This window comes from Rhodococcus sp. MurmanLake-1 (genome assembly GCF_056945715.1).
Genome location: NZ_JBWZNF010000005.1, coordinates 278,623 through 300,812 on the forward strand (window position 1 = coordinate 278,623; position 22,190 = coordinate 300,812).

Below are 22,190 nucleotides of genomic sequence, written 5' to 3' on the forward strand. Positions count from 1 at the left end.
TTCGGCATGCCTCTTTAGGAGTTCTTGGTGTCTTCGCCCTCATTCGGTGCCCGCAAACGCGCGACCGTAATCGCCGGTATCGGTGCTGTCTCGGTTCTCGGCACCGTCCTCGCCGGCTGCAGCAGCGGGAGTGACAGTGCTGCCGACGCAGGCCCCGCCCAGTCCGGCGGAACCCTTCGCTACGGTCTGTCGCAGGCGCCGACGTGCGCCGATCCGGCCCAGGCCGGCAGTAACCAGACCGTGTATGTCACTCGGACCGTGGTGGATTCGCTGACCGATCAAAATCCCGACACCGGAGAGATCACCCCGTGGCTCGCCAAGAGCTGGGAGATCAGCCCCGACGCCGCTAGCTTCACGTTCGTCCTTCGCGACGACGCCACCTTCAGCGACGGCACCCCGGTGACGGCGGATTCGGTGAAGAAGACCTTCGACTCGGTCAAGAATCTCGGACCGAACGCGTCGTTGGCGAAGAGTTACCTGTCCTCGTACACCGGTACCGACGTCGTAGATGCTCACACGGCGAAGATCAATTTCTCCGGACCCAATGTTCAGTTCCTGCAGGCAACTTCGACGCCACAGCTCGGAATCCTCGCCGATTCCACCACCGCGCTGGCATCCGAGCAGCGCTGCCCCGGTGCAGCGGTGATCGCCTCCGGACCGTTCGTGTACACCGACTGGCAGCAGGACAAGAGCGTCAAGATCGCCAAGCGTGCGGGATACAACTGGGCGTCGGACGCGGTCGCGCATCAGGGCGAGGCCTACCTCGACGGCGTCGACTTCACGGTGGTCCCCGAATCCGGTGTGCGGGCAGGCAGCGTGGCCTCCGGCCAGCTCGATGCGGTCAGCGATGCGCTTCCGCAGGATGCGCCGCAGATCGAGGGCGCAGGCGGACGAATCCTCACAAGGCCGAACCCGGGTGTGAGCTTCTTCTTCCAGCCCAACGTCAGTCGCGGCGTTCTCGCCGATCAGGCTGTTCGCCAGGCCATCATTCCCGCAATCAACCGCCAAGAACTCGTCGACACCGTTCTAGATCCGTCGTTCTTCCCGGCCACGAGCCCGTTGGCTCACACCACTCCGCTCTACAGCGACGAATCCAGTGTCGTGACGTACGACGCCGACAAGTCGGCGAAACTCCTCGACGCGGCTGGTTGGAAGACCGGCAGCGACGGTATCCGCGAGAAGGACGGGCAGAAGCTCACTTTCAGCGTCACCTTCAGTCCGGTGTTCTCGGGTAACCAGGCCATCCTCGAGCTCGTACAGCAGCAGCTCAAGAAGGTCGGCGTCGACCTGCAGCTCAACCTGGTCTCGAACGGTGAATGGACCGAGAAGGGAGTATCGGGTGATTACGATTCGCTGTATTACAACAGCACTCGCGCGGACGCCGACATCCTGCGGGCATCGTTCAGCACCGAAGGCCGCAACCTGAACCGTCGCGGCGCAGATCCGGAGCTCGACAAGGTACTCACAGACCAGCTTGCAGCCACGGACAACGGCCAACGCGGCGAACTGGTATCCACCGCACAGGAATTGATCCTCGACCGTGGACTCTCCATCCCCACCATCGAGCTCTCACAGGCCATCGGCGCCGGATCGAGTGTGCAGGACCTGAACTTCGAAGCCTCCTCACGCCTGCAGTTCTACGACGCATGGTTGTCGGGTAAGTAATCATGACTCGATACGTACTCACCCGACTGGGTCAGGCCGCAGTGGTCCTGTGGGCCGCCTTCACCATCTCGTTCGTGATTCTGTTCCTCCTGCCCAGTGATCCCGTCAGCATGGCTGCCGACTCGTCCGGTCAGGGTGTCGCAGTGGATCAGGCTGCGCTCGATCAGCTTCGTGCACGGTACGGCTTGGACCAGTCGGTGTGGGTGCAGTACTGGACGTCGCTGACGAATGCTCTTCGCGGCGATTTCGGTACGTCCATCTCCACCGGTCAGTCGGTGACGGATGCCATCTTCTCGGCGCTGCCCAGCACTCTGGTGCTGGCAACCACCGCCTTGGTTCTGGCCGTGTTGTTCGGAGTGGCGATCGCGTTCTTCGCTACCTACACCCGCAAGCGGTGGCTCGCGAACCTGTTGTTCTCGCTGCCGCCGCTGGGTGTGGCAGTGCCCACTTTCTGGGTGGGCCTGATTCTCCTGCAACTCTTCTCGTTCCGTCTGCACATCTTCCCGGCATTCGGAGACAAGGGATTCGCAACGGTGATTCTTCCGGCGATCACCTTGGCGATCCCGACCGGCGCGGTGATCGCGCAGGTGCTCACGACCAGCCTGCAGTCGACGCTACGTTCGCCGCATGTGGAGACTGCGTACGCCAAGGGCGCAAGCCGTTGGCGCGTGCAGACCCGTCACGCGTTGCGACTGGCGAGCATTCCGGCATTCACCATTGCCGGTGTGCTGGTCGGCACGCTGCTGGCGGGCTCGGTGGTTGTGGAAACGGTGTTCTCTCGCGCGGGCGTCGGCCGTCTGACACAGACGTCGGTGATGGCGCAGGACATCCCGGTGGTGCAGGGAGTCGTTGTGTTCGCCTCTCTCGTGTTCGTGCTCGTCAACCTCGCGGTCGACCTCTTCTACCCCTTGATAGATCCACGGATCATCCAGACGAAGAAGAGTCACACCGAAAAGTCGAATACCGAAAGCTCGACCGATCTGGAGCCGGCTCATGTCTGACACATTGATCGAACCCCTACTCCTCGATCCGAGCGTCGAGGCGAATGCACCTGTTGTTTCGCGCCGAAAGTCCACGGCCATCGGCTGGATCCGAAAGCCCGGCTTGGTGATTCCGGTGTTGATCGTGTTGCTTGCCATCGGCTTTGCCGTCGCACCCGGATTCTTTGCCAGCGGCGATCCGTTGTCCGGTGTCCCGGCGGACAAACTGCAGGGCCCGAGCCTGGCTCACTGGTTCGGAACCGACAATCTCGGACGTGACCTGTACACACGGTTCGTGCACGGCGCCGCGCTGTCCCTGACCGCAACCTTGGTGGCGGTCGGAATCGCATTGGTGGCGGGATCGATAATCGGATTGCTCGCGGGCTTTGTCGGTGGCGTCGTCGACGCCGTGCTGATGCGCATCGTCGACGTGCTGCTGTCCATTCCGGCACTGCTGCTCTCGTTGGCCCTTGTCACCGCACTCGGCTTCGGCACCATCAACGTCGCCATCGCTGTCGGCGTCAGTATGGTCGCCAATTTCGCGCGAGTGATGCGTGCCGAAGTGATGCGGGTGCGCGGAGCTCAGTACGTCGAGGCTGCGTTCAGTTCAGGTGTGCAGTGGCTCGGTGTCCTGCGTCGGCACGTGCTTCCCAACTCCTACGCGCCGGTGGTCGCGCTGTCCGCTGTCGAGTTCGGGCAGGCAGTACTAGCCGTGTCGGCTCTGAGCTTCTTGGGATTCGGCGCCGTTCCGCCTACCCCGGAATGGGGATCGCTGGTATCCGAGGGACGTAATTTCCTCGCCAATGCCTGGTGGATGACAACACTTCCCGGTCTCGCGATTGTCGCCGTGGTCATCTCGGCACACCGTATCGGCCACGAGATCGAAAGGAACAACCGGCGATGAGCACGACCGAGGAACAGTTGCTTTCCGTCACCGACTTACAGATCGCCTACGGCGCCGAGCCCGCGGTATCCGGCGTGAGCTTCACCGTCGGTCGGGGCGAAGTAGTTGCGGTGGTCGGGGAATCGGGTTCCGGTAAGTCGACCACGGCACACGCGATATTGGGTCTGCTCGCCGGCAGTGGCCACGTCACCGGCGGGACCGTCGAGTTCGAGGGTGAACAGATCGACTCGTATTCCGACCGTGCGTGGCAGCGAATCCGCGGCGCGCGTATCGGTTTGGTGCCGCAGGATCCGACGACCTCGCTCAACCCGGTGACGAGGATCGGCGACCAGGTTGCAGAAGTCCTCCGGATCCACGGCCTCGCAGACCGTCGCAAAGCCCGGTTGGACGCCGTCGAGGTGCTCGAGCGCGCGGGTATCGACCGGCCGGAAATCCGAGCACGCCAGTACCCGCACGAGCTCTCCGGCGGTATGCGGCAACGCGTTCTGATCGGTATCGCGCTTGTCGCGAACCCCGCCCTCATCATCGCCGACGAGCCGACCAGTGCTCTGGACGTCACGGTTCAACGACGTATCCTCGACCACTTGGACGAGCGAATCGCCGAATCCGGTGCCGCCGTGCTCCTGATCACGCACGACCTGGGAGTGGCCGCAGACCGCGCGGACCGGATCCTGGTGATGCAGGGCGGCAGGATCGTCGAATCCGGCCGCACCGCAGATATTCTGGACAACCCGCGACACGCGTACACGAAGAAGCTGCTCGACTCGGCTCCGAGCCTGTCCTCGGGACCGGTCGATCGGCCGGTCCGTCAGGATACGAGCCCGCTGCTGACGTTGACCGGAATCACCAAGCGTTTCAACGTCGGACGCGGGAGTTCGATCACCGCGGTGAACGAGGTATCGCTGACTGTTCCGCGGGGTCAGACGGTGTCGTTGGTGGGGGAGTCCGGCTCCGGCAAGTCGACCACGGCGCGCATCGCCGTGCGGTTGGAGCAGGCGGATGCCGGCACCATCTCCTTCGACGGACACGACATCACGAAGGTCAAGGGCAGCGATCTGCGCGAGCTGCGCCGAAAGATCCAGCTCGTGTACCAGAACCCCTATGCATCACTCGACCCGAAATTGTCCGTCCAGGACATCGTTGCGGAGCCGCTGCGGGCCTTCAAGGTTGGTGGACGCAGTCAGCAGCAGAGTCGTGCAGCAGAGTTGCTCGATCAGGTTGCACTTCCCGAGCAGTTCCTGAGCCGCAAACCGGCCGAACTCTCGGGCGGCCAGCGTCAACGGGTGGCGATCGCTCGTGCGCTTGCGTTGAAGCCGGACCTGCTCGTTCTCGACGAACCTGTGTCCGCTCTCGACGTCTCGGTGCAAGCGCAGATTCTGGCGCTACTCGACGAGTTGCAGCGCGAACTGGGCCTGACCTATCTCTTCATCTCCCACGATCTTGCGGTTGTTCGCCAGATCAGCGACGTCGTCGGCGTCATGCAGGCCGGGCGATTGCTCGAAATCGGCACTACCACCGAGATTTTCGACAATCCCCGAAACGAGTACACACGCACACTTCTCGACGCGATCCCCGGGCGGGATCATTCGACACGAAAGGCCGAACATGTCCGAGCGTAGTTCCGGAGCATTCCTGGTCGGCCTCGAATTCGAGGGAACCGGAGCTCATCCGTACTCCTGGCGACGCGAGGATTCGCGCGCCGAAGATCTGTTCACGCCCTCGTACTGGGTGGACCTGGTGACCGCCGCGGATCGGGGTGGGGTGGATCTGGCGTTCCTCCCTGACTCGTTCGGATTGCAATCCGAGGGCCAGCACGCAGTGCGGGGCAGATTGGAGGCGGTTGCAACTGCGGCACGGCTGAGTGCTGTGACCTCGCGTATCGGCCTGATCCCCACCGCGACAGTCACGCACACCGAGCCGTTCCACATCTCCAAGGCCGTCGCGAGTATCGACTACTCCTCAGCGGGGCGGGCCGGCTGGCAGGTCGCGGTGTCCGACACCGCTGAGCAGGCGTCGTTGTTCGGCCGAAAGGCAGTGCAGGGCCCCGAGTCCGCGTGGGAGGAAGCGTCCGAGGCTGTCGAGGTGGTCAGTCGGCTGTGGGACAGCTGGGAGGACGACGCCGAGATACGGGACGCTGCGAGCGGACGATTCATCGATCGAGACAAGCTGCACTACATCGACTTCGAGGGAAAGAACTTTTCCGTCAAGGGGCCGTCCATCACGCCGCGCTCCCCGCAGGGGCAGCCGCTGATCGCCGTCGACGCGAGCAGGCCGGAGGCACGCGAGCTCGCTGTTGCGCGCGGAGATCTGATTCGGATCTCGGCAACCGACCTCGGCGAGGCCAACGCCACGGCCAAGTTGGTCCACGCGAATGCCGCTGCCCTCGGGCGCAGCGTCAGGGTTCTCCTCGACGTCGACGTGCTTCTCGGCGCTGATCGCGGAGCCGCCGACGACGCTCTGGCGGAACTCGAGGAATGGGCGGGAGCGCCGTACGCCCCGCACTCGCTGTTCTATCGCGGTGACAGCGCCGGCCTGACTGTCCTCCTTCGCGAGATCGGTGGGCTGGCCGGGGTCGACGGTGTTGTCCTGCGTCCCTTGGCTTTGGCTGCCGCAGTGGAGAAGATCGCGGCGGACGTGGTGCCGAATCTCAATCCGCGACCGACTACCGGCCCGACGCTGCGCGAGCGGTTGGGTTTCGAGTTGCCCGTCAATCAGTTCGCGTAGCGCGAACAGAGAACAGGAACACCGATGACACAGAACAGGATTCGCAAGCAAGTTCATCTGGGTGCTCATTTCCCCGGCGTGAACAACACCACGGTGTGGACCGATCCGGCGTCCAAGAGCCAGATCGAGTTCAGCTCGTTCGAGCATCTCGCCCGCAGTGCCGAACGCGGATTGTTCGACTTCTTCTTCCTCGCAGAAGGTTTGCGCCTGCGCGAGCATCAGGGCAAGATTCACGACCTCGACGTGGTCGGTCGCCCGGATACGTTCAGTATTCTCAACGCGGTTGCCGGTGTGACAACGCATCTCGGCCTGGCCGGGACGATCAACACCACGTTCAACGAGCCGTACGAGTTGGCCAAGCAGTTCTCGACGCTCGATCATCTCTCCGACGGCCGCGCCGCGTGGAACCTGGTCACCTCTTCGGATGCCTTTACCGGTGAGAACTTCCGCCGCGGTGGGTATCTGGAGCATTCCGAGCGGTACGCACGCGCAAACGAGTTGGTCGACGCAGTACGGACGCTGTGGGACAGTTGGAGCATCGATCGTCCGATCGTCGACCGTGAGCGCGGCGTTTTTGCCACCGACCAGCAGGTCGGTCAGTTCCAACACTCCGGTAAGCAGTTCGACATCACCGGACGCTTCGAAGTACCTCGGAGTCCCCAAGGACACCCAGTCCTGCTGCAGGCAGGTGACTCCGATGAAGGACGCGAGTTCGGCGCCGCCAAGGCAGACGCCATCTTCACCGGGCACGGAACGCTCGAAGCAGGCAAGGCCTTCTACGCCGACGTAAAGGGACGCTTGGCCAAGTACGGACGCACGCACGCAGACCTCAAGATTCTCCCCGCCGCCACCTTCGTGCTCGGTGACAACGCCGCGGACGCACAGGAGAAGGCGTATCACATCCGGCGGCAGCAGGTCGGACCCCAGACTGCCATCGCTTTTCTCGAACAAGTCTGGGGCAGAGACCTTTCCCAGTACGACGCCGACGGCCCGTTGCCGAAGGAAGATCCGTCGGACGACGTCAACATCACCCGCGGACGCGTCCGCCACGTCAAGGATCCGCGAGCGGTCGCAGATCAGTGGCGTGCCAAGGCCGAGGCCGAAAACCTCAGCATCCGTGAACTCATCATCGAAGTAACTGCCCGCCAACAGTTCGTGGGTAGTGCAGCGGAGGTGGCTGCCGAGATCGACACCTACGTCCAGGGCGACGCGAGCGACGGATTCATTCTCGTTCCCCACATCACCCCCGCGGGCCTCGACGAGTTCATCGACACCGTCGTACCAGAACTACAGGACCGCGGCAGTTTCCGGACCGAATACTCAGGAACCACCCTGCGCAGCCATCTCGGGCTGCGCCACCCGTACGAGCAGGCTGAAGGAGTCCGCGCATCATGACCGTTACCGACACTTCCACCAGCACCTTCACCGGCGAGTGGAATGCTTGGCATGCCTCGCGCGACGCCACCTTCAGTGAACCACTCGGCTGGCTGAGCCTGACTGCGTTGCATTGGCTGGTTGACACCGATTCCACCTTCGCGGACCTGCCCGGTGCGTGGCGCGCCGACGCGAATGCCGTTGTCGTCACCGCGACGCCGGCCGACGACCTCTCGATCGACGGCGTCGCAGTGGACGGTTCAGTCACTCTGAATCCGATCGAGGGTGCGCCGGGACTGATCGTCAAGCAGGGCGCGCGGTTGGTCGAGGTCATCCGCCGCACCGGCGAGGTGGCTCTGCGGATCCACGATTCGTCGGCCCCGACATTGGCGCAGTTCAGTGGTATCCCGACCTTCGAGCCGAACCCGCAGTGGCGCGTCGAGGGTGTCTTCACAGCTTTCGAGGAGGCTCGCACGGTGACGACGGGTGCGGTCGTCGAGCGCCTCGAGCATCATCACGACGCCCGCGGAACCATCAGCTTCGAACACGATGGTGCAACGCATACGCTGATTGCGTTCGCGGGCAAGGACAACGGCTTTCACATCCTGTTCACCGACGCGACCAGTGGTGTATCCACCTACCCGGCCGCACGCTCGCTGCACGTGAGCGCACCGGAGCCCGGTGGTGCGGTAGCCCTCGATTTCAATCGGGCGTCGAACCTGCCCTGCGCCTTCACCGATTACGCGACGTGCCCCGTCGCCCCCGCCGAGAATCGTTTGTCGTTCGCGGTGGAAGCCGGCGAGAAGACCCCGAATACCCGCGACGGAAGCGCACCGAGGTGAGCGCGCCCCTGTCCGTACTCGACCTCTCTCCGATCAGTGAGGGTGAAACGGCCCGCCAGGCCTTGCGGAACTCGCTGGACCTCGCTCGTTCTGCCGAAGCGTGGGGATACAAGAGGTACTGGGTCGCCGAACACCACTTCGTCGGCGTAGCCAGCTCGTCACCGGCCGTTCTGGTCGGACTGATTGCGGCCGCGACCAACACCATTCGCGTCGGCTCGGCCGCCGTGCTGCTGGGCAACAACACGGCAGCTCAGGTGGTCGAGGCCTTCGGTACCGTCGAAGCGTTGTATCCGGGTCGTATCGATCTCGGTATCGGGCGCAGCGGACAGCGTCGGGTGGAGGCACTTCGTGCCGTCGCTGCCGGAACGCCCGCCCCGGCAGAATCGAAGCGGGAGACCGTCGTACGCGACGGCGTCGTGATCCCGGCGCCCTTCGATCCAACCGGTCTTCTCACGTCACCGAGATTGCAGGCGTCGTTCGAGGCATTGGCGTTTCCGGGTGCGCAGGCGCCGGATTTCGAGCAGCAGGTCGACGACATACTCTCGCTCCTGAACGGCACCCACCGCACCCGCGACGGCATCGAATTGCACGCCAGTCCCGGCGAGGACGCCAACGTCGAACTGTGGGTGTTCGGAAGCAGCGCAGGCCCCAGTGCCGAACTCGCCGGACGACTCGGATTGCCGTTCGGCGCGAATTACCATGTGGCGCCCTCGAGTACGCTCGACGCCGTCGAGGCATACCGTGCAGCATTCCGACCGTCGGCAGTTCTGTCGGAGCCGTATGTCGTCGTCTCCGCGGATGTTGTTGCCGCAGAGGACGATGCGACGGCGAGAGAGTTGGCGTCGACGTTCGCGCACTGGACACACAGCATTCGCAGCGGGCACGGCGCCATCCCGTACCCCGATCCGGCCACAGCGCTCCCACTTTCCGATGCCGACAAAGCAGTAGTGGAGGATCGGCTGATCACGCAGTTCGTCGGTTCACCCACCACCGTCGCCGACAGACTCGACAGTTTGCAGAAGCTGACCGGAGCGGACGAATTGGTGATCACCGGGGTGACCCATCGACACGAGGATCGCCTGCGCTCGTACGAGCTGCTTGCCAAGGAATGGGGACTACCCGCACTACTGGCGGCATGAGCTTGCCTTGGTCCATTAGTGTCGAGTGATGTTTTCGCCCCGAGATGCGCTTTCGCTTGCTCTTGACGTAGCGCGTGAGGGCATGGAACTCGGGGAGATGCCGATCGGGGCAGTCGTGTTCGACGACGACCGTGTGCTCGGGCGGGCGTATACGCAAGAACGGGCACTTGGCCGACGGGTAGTCCATGCGGACCTTCAAGCGCTCTTGCAGGCCGACGAGGCTCTCGGGTTCACTCGAGCGTCAGGAGAATTGACATTGGCGGTCAATCTCGAACCATGCCTGATGTGCATGGGTGCCGCGATCACACTCGGTGTGTCCCGGGTGTGGTTCGCTCTCGAATCCCCGAACGACGGTGCGAGGGAACTCGTGCAGCTGTGGGCGCCGCCTGAGGAACTTCCGTTTTTCCGTAAGCCGCGTGAAGTCCTCGGCGGCATTCGCCGTGACGAATCGCGAAATCTGTTCGCTGAATACGCCACTGGCACTGGCCCCGCCGGGATGCGGGACTGGGCGCGCAGTCTCACCTGACGCCATGGCTTGAAGGAGGTCCGTGAGGCTTACGCACCGATTGCGCCCGCGATCATCGGCCACGACGCACGCATGTCGGCTTCGAAGAGTCCCCAGGTGTGGGTGCCTTCAGGCCGGAAGCTGAACGTCGCGGGAATGCCGAGCTGACCGAATCGACCCTGTAGGGCAGCGGTGCACATGTTGGTGATGCCTTCGAGCACAGCGCCGGGAACGACTCCGGCAGCCATCGCCAATGAGTTGATTCCGTCCACCGGACCGGGAAGGCCGTTGCCGGTGGAGATGAACAGCGCTGTGCCGCGCAGTTTCTCGGCATTGATCAGCGGGTCGTGAGCAGCCCACTGCGGGCTACCCCACGGCCCCCACATGTTGGCCGCGTTTCCTCCGCCGAGTATCTCGACCATCGAGCGCACCGCAGCCTGGCCGAGCGGGTCGCCGGCGCGCGGGCAGCCGCTGTACGAGCCGACGGCGCGGTAGGTGCCCGGCGACTGGATCGCGAGGTCCAGAACCGGTCCACCGGCCATCGACACGCCGCCGAGTGCGTTGACGCCGGTCGTGTTGTATCGAGCGTTGACCGCTGCCGGTAGTTCCTTGGTGAGGTACGTCTGCCATTTGTTGCGGCCGAGCACCGGATCGTCGGCGTTCCAGTCGGTGTACATGCTGAACTTGCCGCCGACCGGCATGACCACGTTGACGTGCTTGTCGTCGAAGAAGTCACGAACTCCGGTGTTGTTGAACCAAGAGATCCCGTCCTCGCCGCCGCCGACGCCGGTCAACAGGTAGAAGGTCGGGGCGGGGCCACCGCCGGCCGGGGAAATCACGTCGTTGGCGATCCAGCGGTCCATGGAGGGGGAGTAGACATCGATGCGGCTGACCACTGAATCCGCGCTCGCGGTCGGCGCGCTGAGGCCGAGAAAGCCGGCAGCCATGGCCACCGCCATCGTCAATCGGACCGTGAATCGACGTGCCTTCATTATTTCCCCCTGGCGCAAGCCGGACAGCGTATTTGTGCCTACCAACAGTGGCACAATGCGAAGGAGAGTGACGAATGTCCGGATAACAGTCCGGTAAGAAGATGGAGACAATTGCGTGGGATCGCAGTCGCATCACCCCGAATCCGACGTGATTCGGCTGGCCTTCGGGCTGGCCGCGATCACGGCTGGTGCGGCGCGCAGAACCGCTGGTCTCGCCATTGATTCGGTGCAGCGGATCCCCGTTGTCGGTGACGCACTCGACGACGCGATCACCCAGGTCGCCACCCGCGGCACGGAAGCGATTCGCTCGACAGCGGAATTTGCCGATTCCACGTTGAGAACGGTGATCAAAGCTGTCGTCGACGCTGCTCTTGCCGAAGTCGACATCACGAAGATCGTCGTGGACCACGTGGACATCGACAAGATCGCCGAGAACATCGACGTGGACAAGATTGCCGAACGGGTCTCGCTCGAACCGATCATCGATCGCGTCGACGTCGATGCGATCGCGAGCCGACTCGACGTCAAAGCAGTGATCGATCGCCTCGACCTCGACGGCATCGTCGACAGTGTCGACCTCGAGCGCCAGATCGACCGCGTCGACCTCCTCAAGATCGCCGACCAGGTCATCGAGGGTGTCGACCTCCCACAGATGATTCGTGAATCGACCGGTTCACTCTCCACCGAAGCCGTGCACGGGGCGCGCGTGCAGGGGATGCAGGCGGACGACGCTGTCGCCGGGTTCGTCGGACGATTGTTCGGCCGCGACAACGCACCACCCTCACACGAGCCGCATCCGGACACGAACGCAGGTGAACGCTAGTGGCCCAGGAGAATTCCGGCCCGGCCGGAATCGTCACCCGTGGCCTCGCCGGACTGATCGACCTGGGCGTCGTGCTGATCCTGATGGGTTCCGTGTACGTGGCCTTGGCCTTTGTTCGATTGCTCTTCTCGCCGCAGAGTTTCACGTTCTCGGAACCGGGAATCTTCCTGTCCACGACGGCATTTCTCGGCGTCTCGGTGGCCTACCTGACTGCCTGCTGGGCGACCACCGGTCGAACTGTCGGCTCCCTCGTGATGGGGCTGCGGGTGATCACGTCGGGTCACCGGTTGGTCCGTTGGCCGCTCGCCTTCATCCGTGCGGTGCTCTGTGTGCTCTTCGCCTTCGGATTGCTGTGGTCGGCGGTCGATCGGCGGCGACGATCGTTGCAGGACATCGTTCTGCGCACCGAGGTCGTCTACGACTGGCGTCAGGACCCGGATCTGGTGGCACCCCACGGAGGCGAGCACGCATGAGTGAACCGAACCGCCCGGACGAGCGATTCACCCTTGCCAGCGAGCGCACCTTCCTCGCGTGGATGCGTAGCTCGCTTGCCCTGCTGGCGGGCGGCATTGCCGTCGTCCAGTTGGTCCCCGAGTGGAGTACAGGGTGGGTTCGTACGGCGCTCGGTCTGACATTGATCGCACTCTCGGCAGCAGCCGCCCTTGTCGGTATGCGACGCTGGCTACAGGTGAAGAAGGCGCTCGAGGACGGCGCGGCGATGCCGGAACCGCATGCGCTGTGGCTGTTCGCACTGGCATTGGCCGGGGTTGCCGTCGCGGCCGGCGTGGCAACGGTGGTTACCAGCCTCGCTCGCTGAGATACCTCGCTGAGATACGCAGAGAAGTCCGAGCGGTGTCTGGATAGTCTGCAAAGAACGAGAAGCAAGTCAGAGAAGTAAACGAAACAGACGACAAGGGAGTGCACGGTGGCGCAGGAACTCAAGCTCGGATACAAGGCATCGGCTGAGCAATTCGGCCCTCGCGAACTGGTAGAGCTGGCAGTTCTGGCAGAGCAGCACGGCATGGATTCCGTTGCGGTGAGCGATCATTTCCAGCCGTGGCGCCACAACGGTGGACACGCGCCGTTCTCGCTCGCCTGGATGACGGCCGTCGGTGAGCGCACCGAGCGCGTGCAGATCGGCACGTCCGTGATGACGCCGACGTTCCGCTACAACCCGGCGGTCATCGCTCAGGCGTTCGCGACGATGGGATGTCTCTACCCGGGGCGCATCATGCTCGGCGTCGGCAGCGGTGAGGCTCTCAACGAGATCGCCACCGGCTTCCAGGGCGAGTGGCCCGAGTTCAAGGAACGCTTCGCGCGCCTGCGTGAGTCGGTGCGGCTGATGCGTGAGCTGTGGCTGGGCGATCGTGTCGACTTCGAAGGTGAGTACTTCACCACTCGTGGCGCGTCGATCTACGACGTCCCCGAGGGTGGGATTCCCGTGTACATCGCGGCCGGTGGACCCGTTGTCGCCCGGTACGCGGGACGTGCCGGTGACGGCTTCATCTGCACCTCCGGCAAGGGCATGGAGCTCTACACCGAGAAGTTGCTTCCGGCGGTTGCCGAGGGCGCGGCCAAGGCCGAGCGCGACGTCGCCGACATCGACAAGATGATCGAGATCAAGATCAGCTACGACACCGACCCGGAGGCTGCACTCGAGAACACGCGTTTCTGGGCGCCGCTTTCCCTGACGCCGGAGCAGAAGCACAGCATCGAGGATCCGATCGAAATGGAAGCAGCTGCCGACGCTCTGCCCATCGAGCAGGTGGCCAAGCGCTGGATCGTCGCTTCCGATCCCGACGACGCCGTCGAGCAGGTCAAGGCCTACGTCGACGCCGGTCTCAATCACCTGGTGTTCCACGCACCGGGCCACGATCAGCGCCGCTTCCTCGAACTGTTCGAGCGTGACCTCGCGCCCCGCCTGCGTGCTCTTGGCTGATCCTCGAGATCAACTGAACGGTGTCTGCCACTCGACGTGTGGCAGGCACCGTTCGTCTTTCTCGTAGCGGCCGGTTGTCGGCACGAGCGTGAGCGTGACCACGATCAGTGGCAAGGTGGGCGGCGGCCCACACTAGGCTGTTGGGCATGCCAGAAGCGCCCGCTGCCGTGTCGAGTGTCTACGTCGCCTCCCCTGAAGGTGACACCGGAAAATCCACCATCGCGCTGGGCGTACTGCAGATGCTGTGCGCGACCGTCGCCCGGGTCGGTGTCTTCCGCCCGATCGCCCGCTCGACCGAGGAAACCGACTACATCCTCGAACTGCTGCTAGAGCACACCACTGCCGATCTCTCCTACGCCGACGCACTCGGCGTCACCTACGAGCAGGTTCACGCCGATCCCGAAGCTGCACTGGCCGACATCGTGGCGAAGTACCACACCGTGGCCGAGCAGTGCGACGCCGTCGTGATCATCGGAAGTGATTACACCGACGTCGCAAGCCCCAGCGAATTGAGCTTCAACGCCCGCATCGCCGTGAACCTGGGAGCGCCGGTCCTGTTGGCGGTTCGAGGCGCTCGGCGCAGCGTCGAGGAGGTTGCTCAGCTCGCGCACCTGTGCGCCGCCGAGTTGGCCGCCAACCACGCTCACCTGCTCGCGGTCGTCGCCAATCGCTGCGATCCCGACAAGCTCGACGAGGTCACCGCAGCCCTGTCCGACATCGGAGTTCCGACGTGGAGCCTGCCGGAGATTCCGTTGCTCGTCTCACCCACGATGGCCGAGTTGATGGAGGCCACCGGCGGCGAGTTGTACTCGGGTGACCCGGAACTGCTGCACCGCGAGGCACTGAAGGTGATGGTGGGAGGCATGACCGCCGAGCACATCCTCGAGCGTCTGGTCGAGGGCATGGTCGTCATCGCCCCGGGTGACCGCTCGGACGTGCTGCTCGCGTTGCTCAATGCGCATGAGGCGGAAGGATTTCCGTCGCTCGCGGGCATCATCATGAATGGCGGGATCACGCCGCACCCGGCCATCGCGGCGTTGATGGCCGGCCTCAAACAGCGTCTTCCGATCCTCACGACAACCCTCGGCACTTTCGACACCGCAAGCGCTGCAGCCCAAACCCGCGGACGCGTGGCAGTCGGTTCGCAGCGAAAGGTCGACACTGCGCTGAGCTTGATGGAACAGCGCGTCGACGCCGACGTCCTGATGGACCGACTGGCACTGCCGATTCCGTCGGTCGTGACCCCACAGATGTTCGAGTACAAGCTCATCGACCGCGCTCGGCGCGATCGCAAGCACATCGTCCTCCCGGAGGGTGACGACGACCGGATCCTGCGCGCGGCCGGCCGGCTGCTGCAGCGCCAGGTTGCCGACCTGACGATCCTCGGCGACGAACCCAGTGTGCGTCGACGCGCAGCGGAACTCGGCGTGGACATCAGCGGCGCGCAGGTACTCGCGCCCGCGCAGTCCGAGTACACCGAGCGCTTCGCACAGGAATACACCGCGCTGCGGGCGCACAAGGGCATGACCATCGAGCGGGCACGCGAGGTGATCGCCGACATCTCGTACTTCGGAACGATGATGGTGCACTTGGGTATTGCCGACGGCATGGTCTCCGGTGCCGCCCACACCACCGCTCACACGATCCGGCCCTCGTTCGAGATCATCAAGACGGCCCCCGGAGTTTCGACGGTTTCGAGCATCTTCCTGATGTGCCTGGCCGACCGCGTTCTCTCCTACGGTGACTGCGCCGTGGTTCCGGACCCGACGTCGGAGCAGTTGGCGGACATCGCGATCTCGTCCGCACAGACGGCGTCGCAGTTCGGTATCGATCCGCGCATTGCGATGCTCTCGTACTCCACCGGCGATTCGGGCAGTGGAGCCGACGTCGACAAGGTTCGCACCGCGACCGCTTTGGTGCGCGAGCGCCGACCGGACCTGTTGGTGGAAGGGCCCATTCAGTACGACGCGGCCGTCGAGCAGAGTGTCGCTGACAAGAAGATGCCGGATTCTCTGGTGGCGGGCAAGGCCACGGTGTTCGTGTTCCCGGACTTGAACACCGGCAACAACACCTACAAGGCAGTGCAGCGGAGCGCCGGCGCTATCGCCGTCGGCCCGGTTCTGCAGGGACTGAACAAGCCGGTCAACGATCTCTCGCGTGGAGCGTTGGTCCAGGACATCGTCAACACCGTGGCTATCACGGCAATACAGGCACAGGGAGCGTAAGCGTGAGCGACGGCACCGTACTGGTCATCAATTCCGGCTCGTCATCGATCAAATTTCAACTCGTGCATCCGGATACAGCGGAATCGGTAGCGCACGGCCTCATCGAGCGGATCGGTGAACCCGACGGCCACATCGTCTACAACCACCGCACCGGAGTCGAAGACCGCAGCCTCCCCATCGCCGATCACCGTGCGGGACTGAAGATGGTGCTCGACATCGTCGCCGAGGTCGGACGGCCGCTGAGCGAGGCAGGAATCATCGCCGTCGGTCACCGAGTCGTGCACGGTGGTGACATCTTCTATTCGCCGACGCTCATCGACGACGGCGTCGTGAAAGCCATCGAGGATTTGTCGAACCTTGCGCCGCTGCACAATCCGGCCAACGTGATCGGTATCGAGGTGGCGCGCGAAGAACTGCCAGACGTTCCGCACGTAGCAGTATTCGACACTGCCTTCTTTCACACGCTGCCCGCCGCAGCGTCGACCTACGCGATCGATCGGGATGTGGCCAAGGCCAACCAGATTCGTCGATACGGCTTCCACGGGACCTCACACGAATACGTGTCGGGACGAGTCGCGGACTTCCTCGGCAAGGATCCGGCCGAGCTGAATCAGATTGTTCTGCACCTCGGAAACGGCGCTTCGGCCTCGGCAATCAAGGGCGGCAAGGCTATCGACACCACGATGGGCCTCACCCCGCTCGAGGGTCTTGTCATGGGCACCCGCAGCGGCGACATCGACCCAGGCATCATCTTGCACCTCAATCGCAACTCGGGAATGAAGGTCGACGAGATCGACGACCTCCTCAACCGTCGTTCCGGTTTGAAGGGACTGTCGGGAGTCAACGATTTCCGTGCCCTGCTCGCACTGATCGAGGGCGGCGACGAAGACGCACAACTTGCCTACGACGTCTACGTACACATGCTCCGTAAGTACATCGGCGCCTTCATCGTTCAACTCGGTGGCGTCGACGTCATCACCTTCACCGGCGGTGTCGGCGAGAACAACATCGACGTACGACGCGACAGCCTGGCCGGCCTCTCCCGTCTCGGAATCGAGGTCGACCCGGCTCTCAACGAGGCGAAGAGCCGCGACGAGCGTCGTATCTCCGCATCCACGTCGGCCGTCGAGGTGCTGGTGGTCCCCACCAACGAGGAGTTGGCGATCGCCCGCGCGGCGAAGGCTTTGGTGGCCGCGCTGTAAATCTCGGGGAGCGCGTCAGAAATTGCTGCGCGGACGCACCGCGTTCGCCCGGTCCACGAGGGCGTAGCGGTGCGTGCGGGAGGTCGTGGCGCGGGCGAGGGCGCGAAGGCAGGCTTCGGCTCCGGTGCGCAGACCCTGCTCGGTGAATGGCAGGTCGAGGATGGGTTCGAGTTCGGTGTGCGAGCGGTTTCCGTAGCGAATCCAATCGAGTGCCGTGCCCAACACCAGGGTTCGCATCTGCAGACTTCGGCTCTCCTCGGCCGGTAGCGCGCGAACGCGACGGGCGGCTTCCCTCAGAGTCGATTCGTCGAGTTCGGCGATCGGAACGCCGGACAGCATCGTCAGAGCGCTCGACATCCGTGCGACGTTGTAGTGCCGGGAAGACGTGGGAACTTCGTCGAGGGCGGCGATGGCTGCCTTCTTGTTGCCGTGATCGGCGAGTTGCCTGGCGAGCCCGAATGCTGCGCTGACGTAGTTCCGTTCGGTCCGCCAGACGGTGCGGTAGTACTTCTCCGAGAAGCGGCACCATTGGTCCGGGTCGTCGCTCTCCCAATGCTGGAGGATCAGTTCTGCTGTCGCCGCCAACGCGAGTTTGGGTGCAGCCTCGCCCGGCAGAGCCGTCAGGACGGTCTCGAAATGACTGAAGGCGGGCTCGAATCGGTCCAGTTGCAACGCTGCAAGCCCTCGATACCACTCGATCTTCCAGTGATCACCGATGCTCTGCTGGAGTTCGTCCAGAACACTCAGCGCGGTCTCCGGATCGCCGAGATCGAGATGAGCCTTGGCCTCGGCCAGTCGGACCTCGCCGGAGATGGCGGCCGCCGGTGTGCCTGACGTTCGGTCGATTCCGTTCTCGCGGGCGTGTTTCAACGCATCGAGAGTCTGAGACGGTTCGCTGTGCACCGCTGCCGCCAGCAACGGCGCGCTGGGATCGGTGGGGTCGACCAACGGGATGGGAAGTGCGTGCGCAACTTCGCGCGGATCGAGAGCAGCGTCGTGGCTGATACCGTCGACGTACACATCGGTTTGCCCGACCAATTCATCGGTGCCGAAAGACGTTCGCTGCCTGCTGAACACGAGCGAGAGCCCGGGATTCTCCTGCCCGGTCTGCTCCGCGAGGATTTCTCGCAGAACGCCGGTGAGTTGGCCCGCGATCTCCTCGGCCGACTGGAAACGCTTCTTCGGATCCGGGTCGGTGGCGCGCAGCAGCAGGCGGTGGAAGAACTCGTTGTCCCGCAGCAGTGGCTCGTCCTCGGGTTCGGGAAGGCCGTCGAGGTACCGTCCGTGCTTCGAGGGCATGTCGAGGGTGAGAACCGCGAGTGTTCTTCCGACGGTGAAGATGTCGGAGGCGATGGTCGGGCCGGTCTCGATGATCTCCGGCGCTTGATAGCCGGCAGTGCCGTACAGGTATCCGTAGTCTTCGATCCCGGACACGGCGCCGAGGTCGATCAGCTTCAGTTGGTCCTCGGTGACCATCACGTTCTCAGGTTTGAGGTCGTTGTACGCCAGGCCGGTGGAATGCAGATAGCTCAGCGCCGGAAGGATTTCCAGTACGTAGCCGATTGCCTGCTCGATCGGCATGTGCTTGCCGTCCGGGAATTCGGCCAGCACCTCGCGCAATGATCGCCCGCCCACGTACTCCATGACGATGTACCCCATGGGTGTCCCGTCCGGGCGCGGATGCTCGACGAAGTTGAAGATCTTGACGATGCTGGGGTTGGCGACCTCGGCGAGGAACTGACGCTCGGCCACCGCAACGGCTTGCGCTTCGGAATCACCGAAATGCAAGAGTCCCTTGAGAACTACCCACCTGTCGCTGACATTGCGATCGATCGCGAGGTAGATCCATCCCAGGCCGCCGTGCGCGATGGGCCCTTGAACCTCGTATTGACCTGATACCAATTCGCCCTCTTCGAGGAGTGGGCGGAAGTCGAAAGTGGAACCGCACTTGGGGCAGGTGCCGTGCTGAGTTGCCTTGGTGCTTGCGCTCTTACGGCCGACCGGTTCGTTGCATTTCCAACAGAACCGTTTGCGCTCGGGGACCGTCGGGTCACTCATCACCGCAGATGCGGGGTCGATCTGCGGGACGGGGGGAACTTCGACCAGGCCGCCGCCGAGGCGCAGCTTTCGTCCCGACCGGCTGCGGCGGGATCGAGTGGAGCGGCCGGTAGGGGAGGAGGATGCGGACGGCGCGGTTCCTCGTATCTGGGCCGAGGTCGGTTCGAGGCGCTCGTAGGCACCGGTGGCTTCGGGTTCGGAGCGTAGGGATGCCTGCGTGGAGTCAGGCTCGCGGTGAACTGCCTGCGTGGAGTCAGGCTCGGGGCGTACGGAGGCTTGCGTGGCGTCGGGCTCGGGGCCGGTTTCTTCGGTCATGTCAGCCTCAATCCCGGTAGACGGCCGGCGGGGGACCGGGTGACGGACCGAGGACGCTGAGCCAACGGTCGTAGATACGGTTCCAGGTCCCGTCACCCCGGATCCGCTCGAGGGTTCCGTTGACGAATCGGACCAAGTCGGGGTTGTCCTTGTTCACTCCGATTCCGTAGGGCTCGACGCCCAACGAACCACCGACCATCATGAGATACGGGTCTTGCGAGGCGAGGCCCGCGAGAATCGTGTCGTCGGTGCTGATCGCGTCCACCTGCCCCTGCTGGAGGACGACGAGGCAATCGGACCACATCGGGACGGTCACGACGGTGGCTTCGGGTTGGAGCTCCTGGATTCGCGTGGCCGACGTCGTTCCCCGGGCCGCGCAGACTCGCTTGCCTGCGAGATCGGCGATGCCGCGTACCGGTGAACCCTGCAGGACCTGAATTCGTTGCTCGGCGGAGAAGTACTGCGTCGAGAAGTCGACCTTCTCGCGCCGCTCGCACGTGATGGTCATGGTTTTGACGACCACGTCGACCATGGATTCCTGGAGTGCGGCGATCCGATCGTCCGAGGTCAGGATTCGGTACTCGATCTTCTCCGGGTCGCCGAGCAGATCGCGGGCGATCTCGCGGGCGATGTCCACGTCGAAGCCTTCGAGGCGTCCGGTCGCCGGATCGCGAAAGCTCATGAGGTTGGAACCGGTGTCCAGGCCCACGATCAGCCGCCCGCGGGCGCGGATGGCGTCGAGGCTCGGCGTGGGTGGCTGCGGAGATGCGTCTGCGGGTGTGGGGCGCAGGCTCGCAGTGAGGTTGGTGCACGACGCGGTGGTCGTCGGTGTCGGACTGGGCGCGATGGTGGCCTCGGCCGGCAGCGGCGGTTCCGTGTACGACGTGGCGGCCGCGTTGTTCAGGTCTTCGGCTCGATCTGCACCGCAACCGGCGAGCGCCAGCACGGACGCTGCCAGAACCGCGACGCACACGGCCGGGAGCTTCCTCCGCATCTCCGGTACTCCCGTCACTGATACTCCCGCAGTCGGGGCCAGAACCCGATGAAGATTCCGGCAACTCCGAGAACTGCCAATACAGTCATGCCCGGTGCAGAGGCAGCCAACACACGTGAGGCGTACGAAACGTCGGACCGAAGATTTGTGCGCGAATCCACGATTCCTTGCCAGAGTTCGTGATCGAGCTTTCCGTATTCCGCGGCCGAATCCTGTTCTCCGGAGCCGATGGTGATGGCGGCAGCGGACGTGAAGTCGCCGGTCCCGAGACGGTCGTACATGCGCGTGTGCGCAGCCACCCATTGCTCGCGCGAATCCAGTGCGGCGGTCAGCACCTCGTTGTTCACTCGGGCGCGTTCGTCGCTGCGTAGGCCCTCGAGGATGTCGCGCAGGGCGTCGACCTTGCGAGTGAACGTCACGTTGTCCTCGGCAGTTGAATCCCGTCTCGCCAACGTGAGGGTTTCGACGGTACGTGCCTGCTGTGCCATGATCCGGGCCTCGGTCAGTTCGTGCAGTGGCTCGGCGCCCGCGTCGAGTGCGCGTCCGGTGGCAAGTGCGGACACCAGTCCGACGGTGAGCAGCCACAGCAGCGCAGCCGCGACGGCGAGCGAGGCAAGGATCAACCCGAGATTGAAGCGTCGGCGACTCTTGCGGGAGAAGTACACCTGTGTTGCCACCAGCGCGCACAACACGAGGACGAATGCCACGATCGGCCACCACGGTGGAGTCTCGAAATCGCGCTGTACCTGCGAGACCAGGGTCTCCTGCGAGGCGTGCAGTTGCTGAGCCATCGGCAGCAGCGAGGTCTGCATCAACTGCGAGGCCTCGCTCAAATATGCTGCCCCGACCGGGTTTCCGACGCGATTGTTCGCCCGTGCAGTTTCGACCAGCCCCGTGTAGACGGAGAGGTCGGTCGAGATGGTGGTCAACGCGCTGTGCCCGGCAAGATCAGTCGAGTCGAGACCGGCCGACGCCTGGACGATCTCCGCCGACGCCTCACCGATCGACTGCGTGTATCGGTCGCGTACTTCGGCGGGTTCGAGGCCGCCGGAGATGAAGGCGGTGGCCGCGGCGGCGTCTGCCAAAGACAACGCGCTGTAGAGGTTCTGGGCCGAGTTGGCGAGAGGTTCGGTTTCGACGAGGAGGAGGTCGAGGTTCGCCTGTCGGTTCTCGATCGCTGCGGTGGCGAGGAGTCCGGCGATCAAGGTGATCGCAATCAAGATCACTCCGACGACGGTCAACCGGCCAGGCGTCGAGGACATGAATGCCTGGAGTTCGCGCCGCAGAAGTGCTCGCTCGTCCTCCGCCGATACCGAAGTGCCCTCGGCGGGCGGCAGCGACCGGGGTTCGATGGACGGGACGACACGGTCGACCATCGAGCACCTCACTTCGCTGTAGGCGGGCCACCGAGAAATGATGCCGCCGAGAAATGATTCAGGGCATCTTCGCGAGCATATAAGCATCACCTACACCTGGAGCAGTTTGAAACGGTTAGTGTGGGACAACGGC

General features: G+C 63.9%; 19 protein-coding genes. 15 read left to right on the plus strand and 4 right to left on the minus strand.

Annotated features, from left to right (window positions below):
* Positions 1–27 precede the first annotated feature (27 nt).
* From AC2ETI_RS16600 to AC2ETI_RS16640, 9 genes are read left to right on the plus strand one after another with little or no spacing between them, the layout of a single operon-like run.
* Entirely contained in the window at positions 28–1,665 is a 1,638-nt protein-coding gene (locus AC2ETI_RS16600) for an ABC transporter substrate-binding protein (protein WP_003944291.1), read from the plus strand.
* Between the two features lie 2 nt (positions 1,666–1,667).
* A complete protein-coding gene (locus AC2ETI_RS16605; protein WP_003944382.1) occupies positions 1,668–2,666 on the plus strand; it encodes an ABC transporter permease in 999 nt (332 codons plus the stop codon).
* Entirely contained in the window at positions 2,659–3,549 is an 891-nt protein-coding gene (locus AC2ETI_RS16610) for an ABC transporter permease (RefSeq protein ID WP_483634137.1), read from the plus strand. The genes AC2ETI_RS16605 and AC2ETI_RS16610 overlap by 8 nt, the downstream gene beginning before the upstream one ends.
* Entirely contained in the window at positions 3,546–5,168 is a 1,623-nt protein-coding gene (locus AC2ETI_RS16615; RefSeq protein ID WP_259121682.1) for a dipeptide ABC transporter ATP-binding protein, read from the plus strand. The genes AC2ETI_RS16610 and AC2ETI_RS16615 overlap by 4 nt, the downstream gene beginning before the upstream one ends.
* Positions 5,155–6,273, plus strand: coding sequence for an LLM class flavin-dependent oxidoreductase (locus AC2ETI_RS16620; protein WP_070386605.1), 1,119 nt, complete (start codon positions 5,155–5,157; stop codon positions 6,271–6,273). Before AC2ETI_RS16615 ends, AC2ETI_RS16620 begins: the two co-directional genes overlap by 14 nt.
* Positions 6,274–6,297: 24 nt before the next feature.
* Complete coding sequence (locus AC2ETI_RS16625; protein ID WP_020906676.1) at positions 6,298–7,668, plus strand: NtaA/DmoA family FMN-dependent monooxygenase; 1,371 nt, start codon at positions 6,298–6,300, stop codon at positions 7,666–7,668.
* A complete protein-coding gene (locus AC2ETI_RS16630; protein WP_483634138.1) occupies positions 7,665–8,489 on the plus strand; it encodes a DUF1684 domain-containing protein in 825 nt (274 codons plus the stop codon). Before AC2ETI_RS16625 ends, AC2ETI_RS16630 begins: the two co-directional genes overlap by 4 nt.
* The gene (locus AC2ETI_RS16635) at positions 8,486–9,628 is read left to right on the plus strand and encodes an LLM class flavin-dependent oxidoreductase (RefSeq protein ID WP_070386607.1); all 1,143 of its coding nucleotides are present in this window, start codon (positions 8,486–8,488) and stop codon (positions 9,626–9,628) included. The genes AC2ETI_RS16630 and AC2ETI_RS16635 overlap by 4 nt, the downstream gene beginning before the upstream one ends.
* A 28-nt stretch (positions 9,629–9,656) precedes the next feature.
* The gene (locus AC2ETI_RS16640) at positions 9,657–10,154 is read left to right on the plus strand and encodes a nucleoside deaminase (RefSeq protein WP_167343319.1); all 498 of its coding nucleotides are present in this window, start codon (positions 9,657–9,659) and stop codon (positions 10,152–10,154) included.
* A gap of 29 nt (positions 10,155–10,183) precedes the next feature.
* Here the strand turns inward: AC2ETI_RS16640 and AC2ETI_RS16645 are convergent, their stop codons facing one another.
* Positions 10,184–11,125: an alpha/beta hydrolase gene (locus AC2ETI_RS16645; RefSeq protein WP_029538606.1), complete on the minus strand. Its 942-nt coding sequence runs from the start codon at positions 11,123–11,125 to the stop codon at positions 10,184–10,186.
* Between the two features lie 115 nt (positions 11,126–11,240).
* Between AC2ETI_RS16645 and AC2ETI_RS16650 the strand changes: the two genes are divergently transcribed.
* The 6 genes from AC2ETI_RS16650 to AC2ETI_RS16675 all read left to right on the plus strand — a co-directional run bounded on the left by AC2ETI_RS16650 (position 11,241) and on the right by AC2ETI_RS16675 (position 17,314).
* Entirely contained in the window at positions 11,241–11,948 is a 708-nt protein-coding gene (locus AC2ETI_RS16650) for a hypothetical protein (protein WP_019749508.1), read from the plus strand.
* Positions 11,948–12,421 carry an RDD family protein gene (locus AC2ETI_RS16655; protein ID WP_019749509.1) on the plus strand — a complete coding sequence of 158 codons (474 nt, stop codon included), beginning with the start codon at positions 11,948–11,950 and terminating at the stop codon, positions 12,419–12,421. Before AC2ETI_RS16650 ends, AC2ETI_RS16655 begins: the two co-directional genes overlap by 1 nt.
* Positions 12,418–12,765, plus strand: coding sequence for a YidH family protein (locus AC2ETI_RS16660; protein WP_019749510.1), 348 nt, complete (start codon positions 12,418–12,420; stop codon positions 12,763–12,765). The genes AC2ETI_RS16655 and AC2ETI_RS16660 overlap by 4 nt, the downstream gene beginning before the upstream one ends.
* Before the next feature lie 108 nt (positions 12,766–12,873).
* A complete protein-coding gene (fgd, locus tag AC2ETI_RS16665) occupies positions 12,874–13,887 on the plus strand; it encodes a glucose-6-phosphate dehydrogenase (coenzyme-F420) (protein WP_003944371.1) in 1,014 nt (337 codons plus the stop codon).
* 146 nt (positions 13,888–14,033) lie between these two features.
* Entirely contained in the window at positions 14,034–16,112 is a 2,079-nt protein-coding gene (pta, locus tag AC2ETI_RS16670) for a phosphate acetyltransferase (protein WP_003944313.1), read from the plus strand.
* Between the two features lie 2 nt (positions 16,113–16,114).
* Positions 16,115–17,314: an acetate kinase gene (locus tag AC2ETI_RS16675; protein ID WP_019749511.1), complete on the plus strand. Its 1,200-nt coding sequence runs from the start codon at positions 16,115–16,117 to the stop codon at positions 17,312–17,314.
* A 15-nt stretch (positions 17,315–17,329) separates the two neighbouring features.
* Here the strand turns inward: AC2ETI_RS16675 and AC2ETI_RS16680 are convergent, their stop codons facing one another.
* From AC2ETI_RS16680 to AC2ETI_RS16690, 3 genes are read right to left on the minus strand one after another with little or no spacing between them, the layout of a single operon-like run.
* Complete coding sequence (locus AC2ETI_RS16680; protein ID WP_483634139.1) at positions 17,330–19,687, minus strand: serine/threonine-protein kinase; 2,358 nt, start codon at positions 19,685–19,687, stop codon at positions 17,330–17,332.
* 7 nt (positions 19,688–19,694) lie between these two features.
* Positions 19,695–20,681 (minus strand): glutamate ABC transporter substrate-binding protein, encoded by a 987-nt coding sequence (locus tag AC2ETI_RS16685; protein ID WP_020968847.1) that lies wholly within the window; start codon positions 20,679–20,681, stop codon positions 19,695–19,697.
* Positions 20,682–20,695: 14 nt separating this feature from the next.
* The gene (locus tag AC2ETI_RS16690) at positions 20,696–22,057 is read right to left on the minus strand and encodes a hypothetical protein (RefSeq protein WP_020968848.1); all 1,362 of its coding nucleotides are present in this window, start codon (positions 22,055–22,057) and stop codon (positions 20,696–20,698) included.
* Between the last annotated feature and the right edge of the window lie 133 nt (positions 22,058–22,190).

Coding starts and splice junctions, on each gene's coding strand:
- AC2ETI_RS16685 (WP_020968847.1), bottom strand. CDS start 20,681: ATGCGGAGGAAGCTCCCGGCCGTGTGCGTCGCGGTTCTGGCAGCGTCC.
- AC2ETI_RS16645 (WP_029538606.1), bottom strand. CDS start 11,125: ATGAAGGCACGTCGATTCACGGTCCGATTGACGATGGCGGTGGCCATG.
- AC2ETI_RS16620 (WP_070386605.1), top strand. CDS start 5,155: ATGTCCGAGCGTAGTTCCGGAGCATTCCTGGTCGGCCTCGAATTCGAG.
- pta (WP_003944313.1), top strand. CDS start 14,034: ATGCCAGAAGCGCCCGCTGCCGTGTCGAGTGTCTACGTCGCCTCCCCT.
- AC2ETI_RS16680 (WP_483634139.1), bottom strand. CDS start 19,687: ATGACCGAAGAAACCGGCCCCGAGCCCGACGCCACGCAAGCCTCCGTA.
- AC2ETI_RS16640 (WP_167343319.1), top strand. CDS start 9,657: ATGTTTTCGCCCCGAGATGCGCTTTCGCTTGCTCTTGACGTAGCGCGT.
- AC2ETI_RS16615 (WP_259121682.1), top strand. CDS start 3,546: ATGAGCACGACCGAGGAACAGTTGCTTTCCGTCACCGACTTACAGATC.
- AC2ETI_RS16690 (WP_020968848.1), bottom strand. CDS start 22,057: ATGGTCGACCGTGTCGTCCCGTCCATCGAACCCCGGTCGCTGCCGCCC.
- AC2ETI_RS16610 (WP_483634137.1), top strand. CDS start 2,659: ATGTCTGACACATTGATCGAACCCCTACTCCTCGATCCGAGCGTCGAG.
- AC2ETI_RS16625 (WP_020906676.1), top strand. CDS start 6,298: ATGACACAGAACAGGATTCGCAAGCAAGTTCATCTGGGTGCTCATTTC.
- AC2ETI_RS16660 (WP_019749510.1), top strand. CDS start 12,418: ATGAGTGAACCGAACCGCCCGGACGAGCGATTCACCCTTGCCAGCGAG.
- AC2ETI_RS16630 (WP_483634138.1), top strand. CDS start 7,665: ATGACCGTTACCGACACTTCCACCAGCACCTTCACCGGCGAGTGGAAT.
- AC2ETI_RS16605 (WP_003944382.1), top strand. CDS start 1,668: ATGACTCGATACGTACTCACCCGACTGGGTCAGGCCGCAGTGGTCCTG.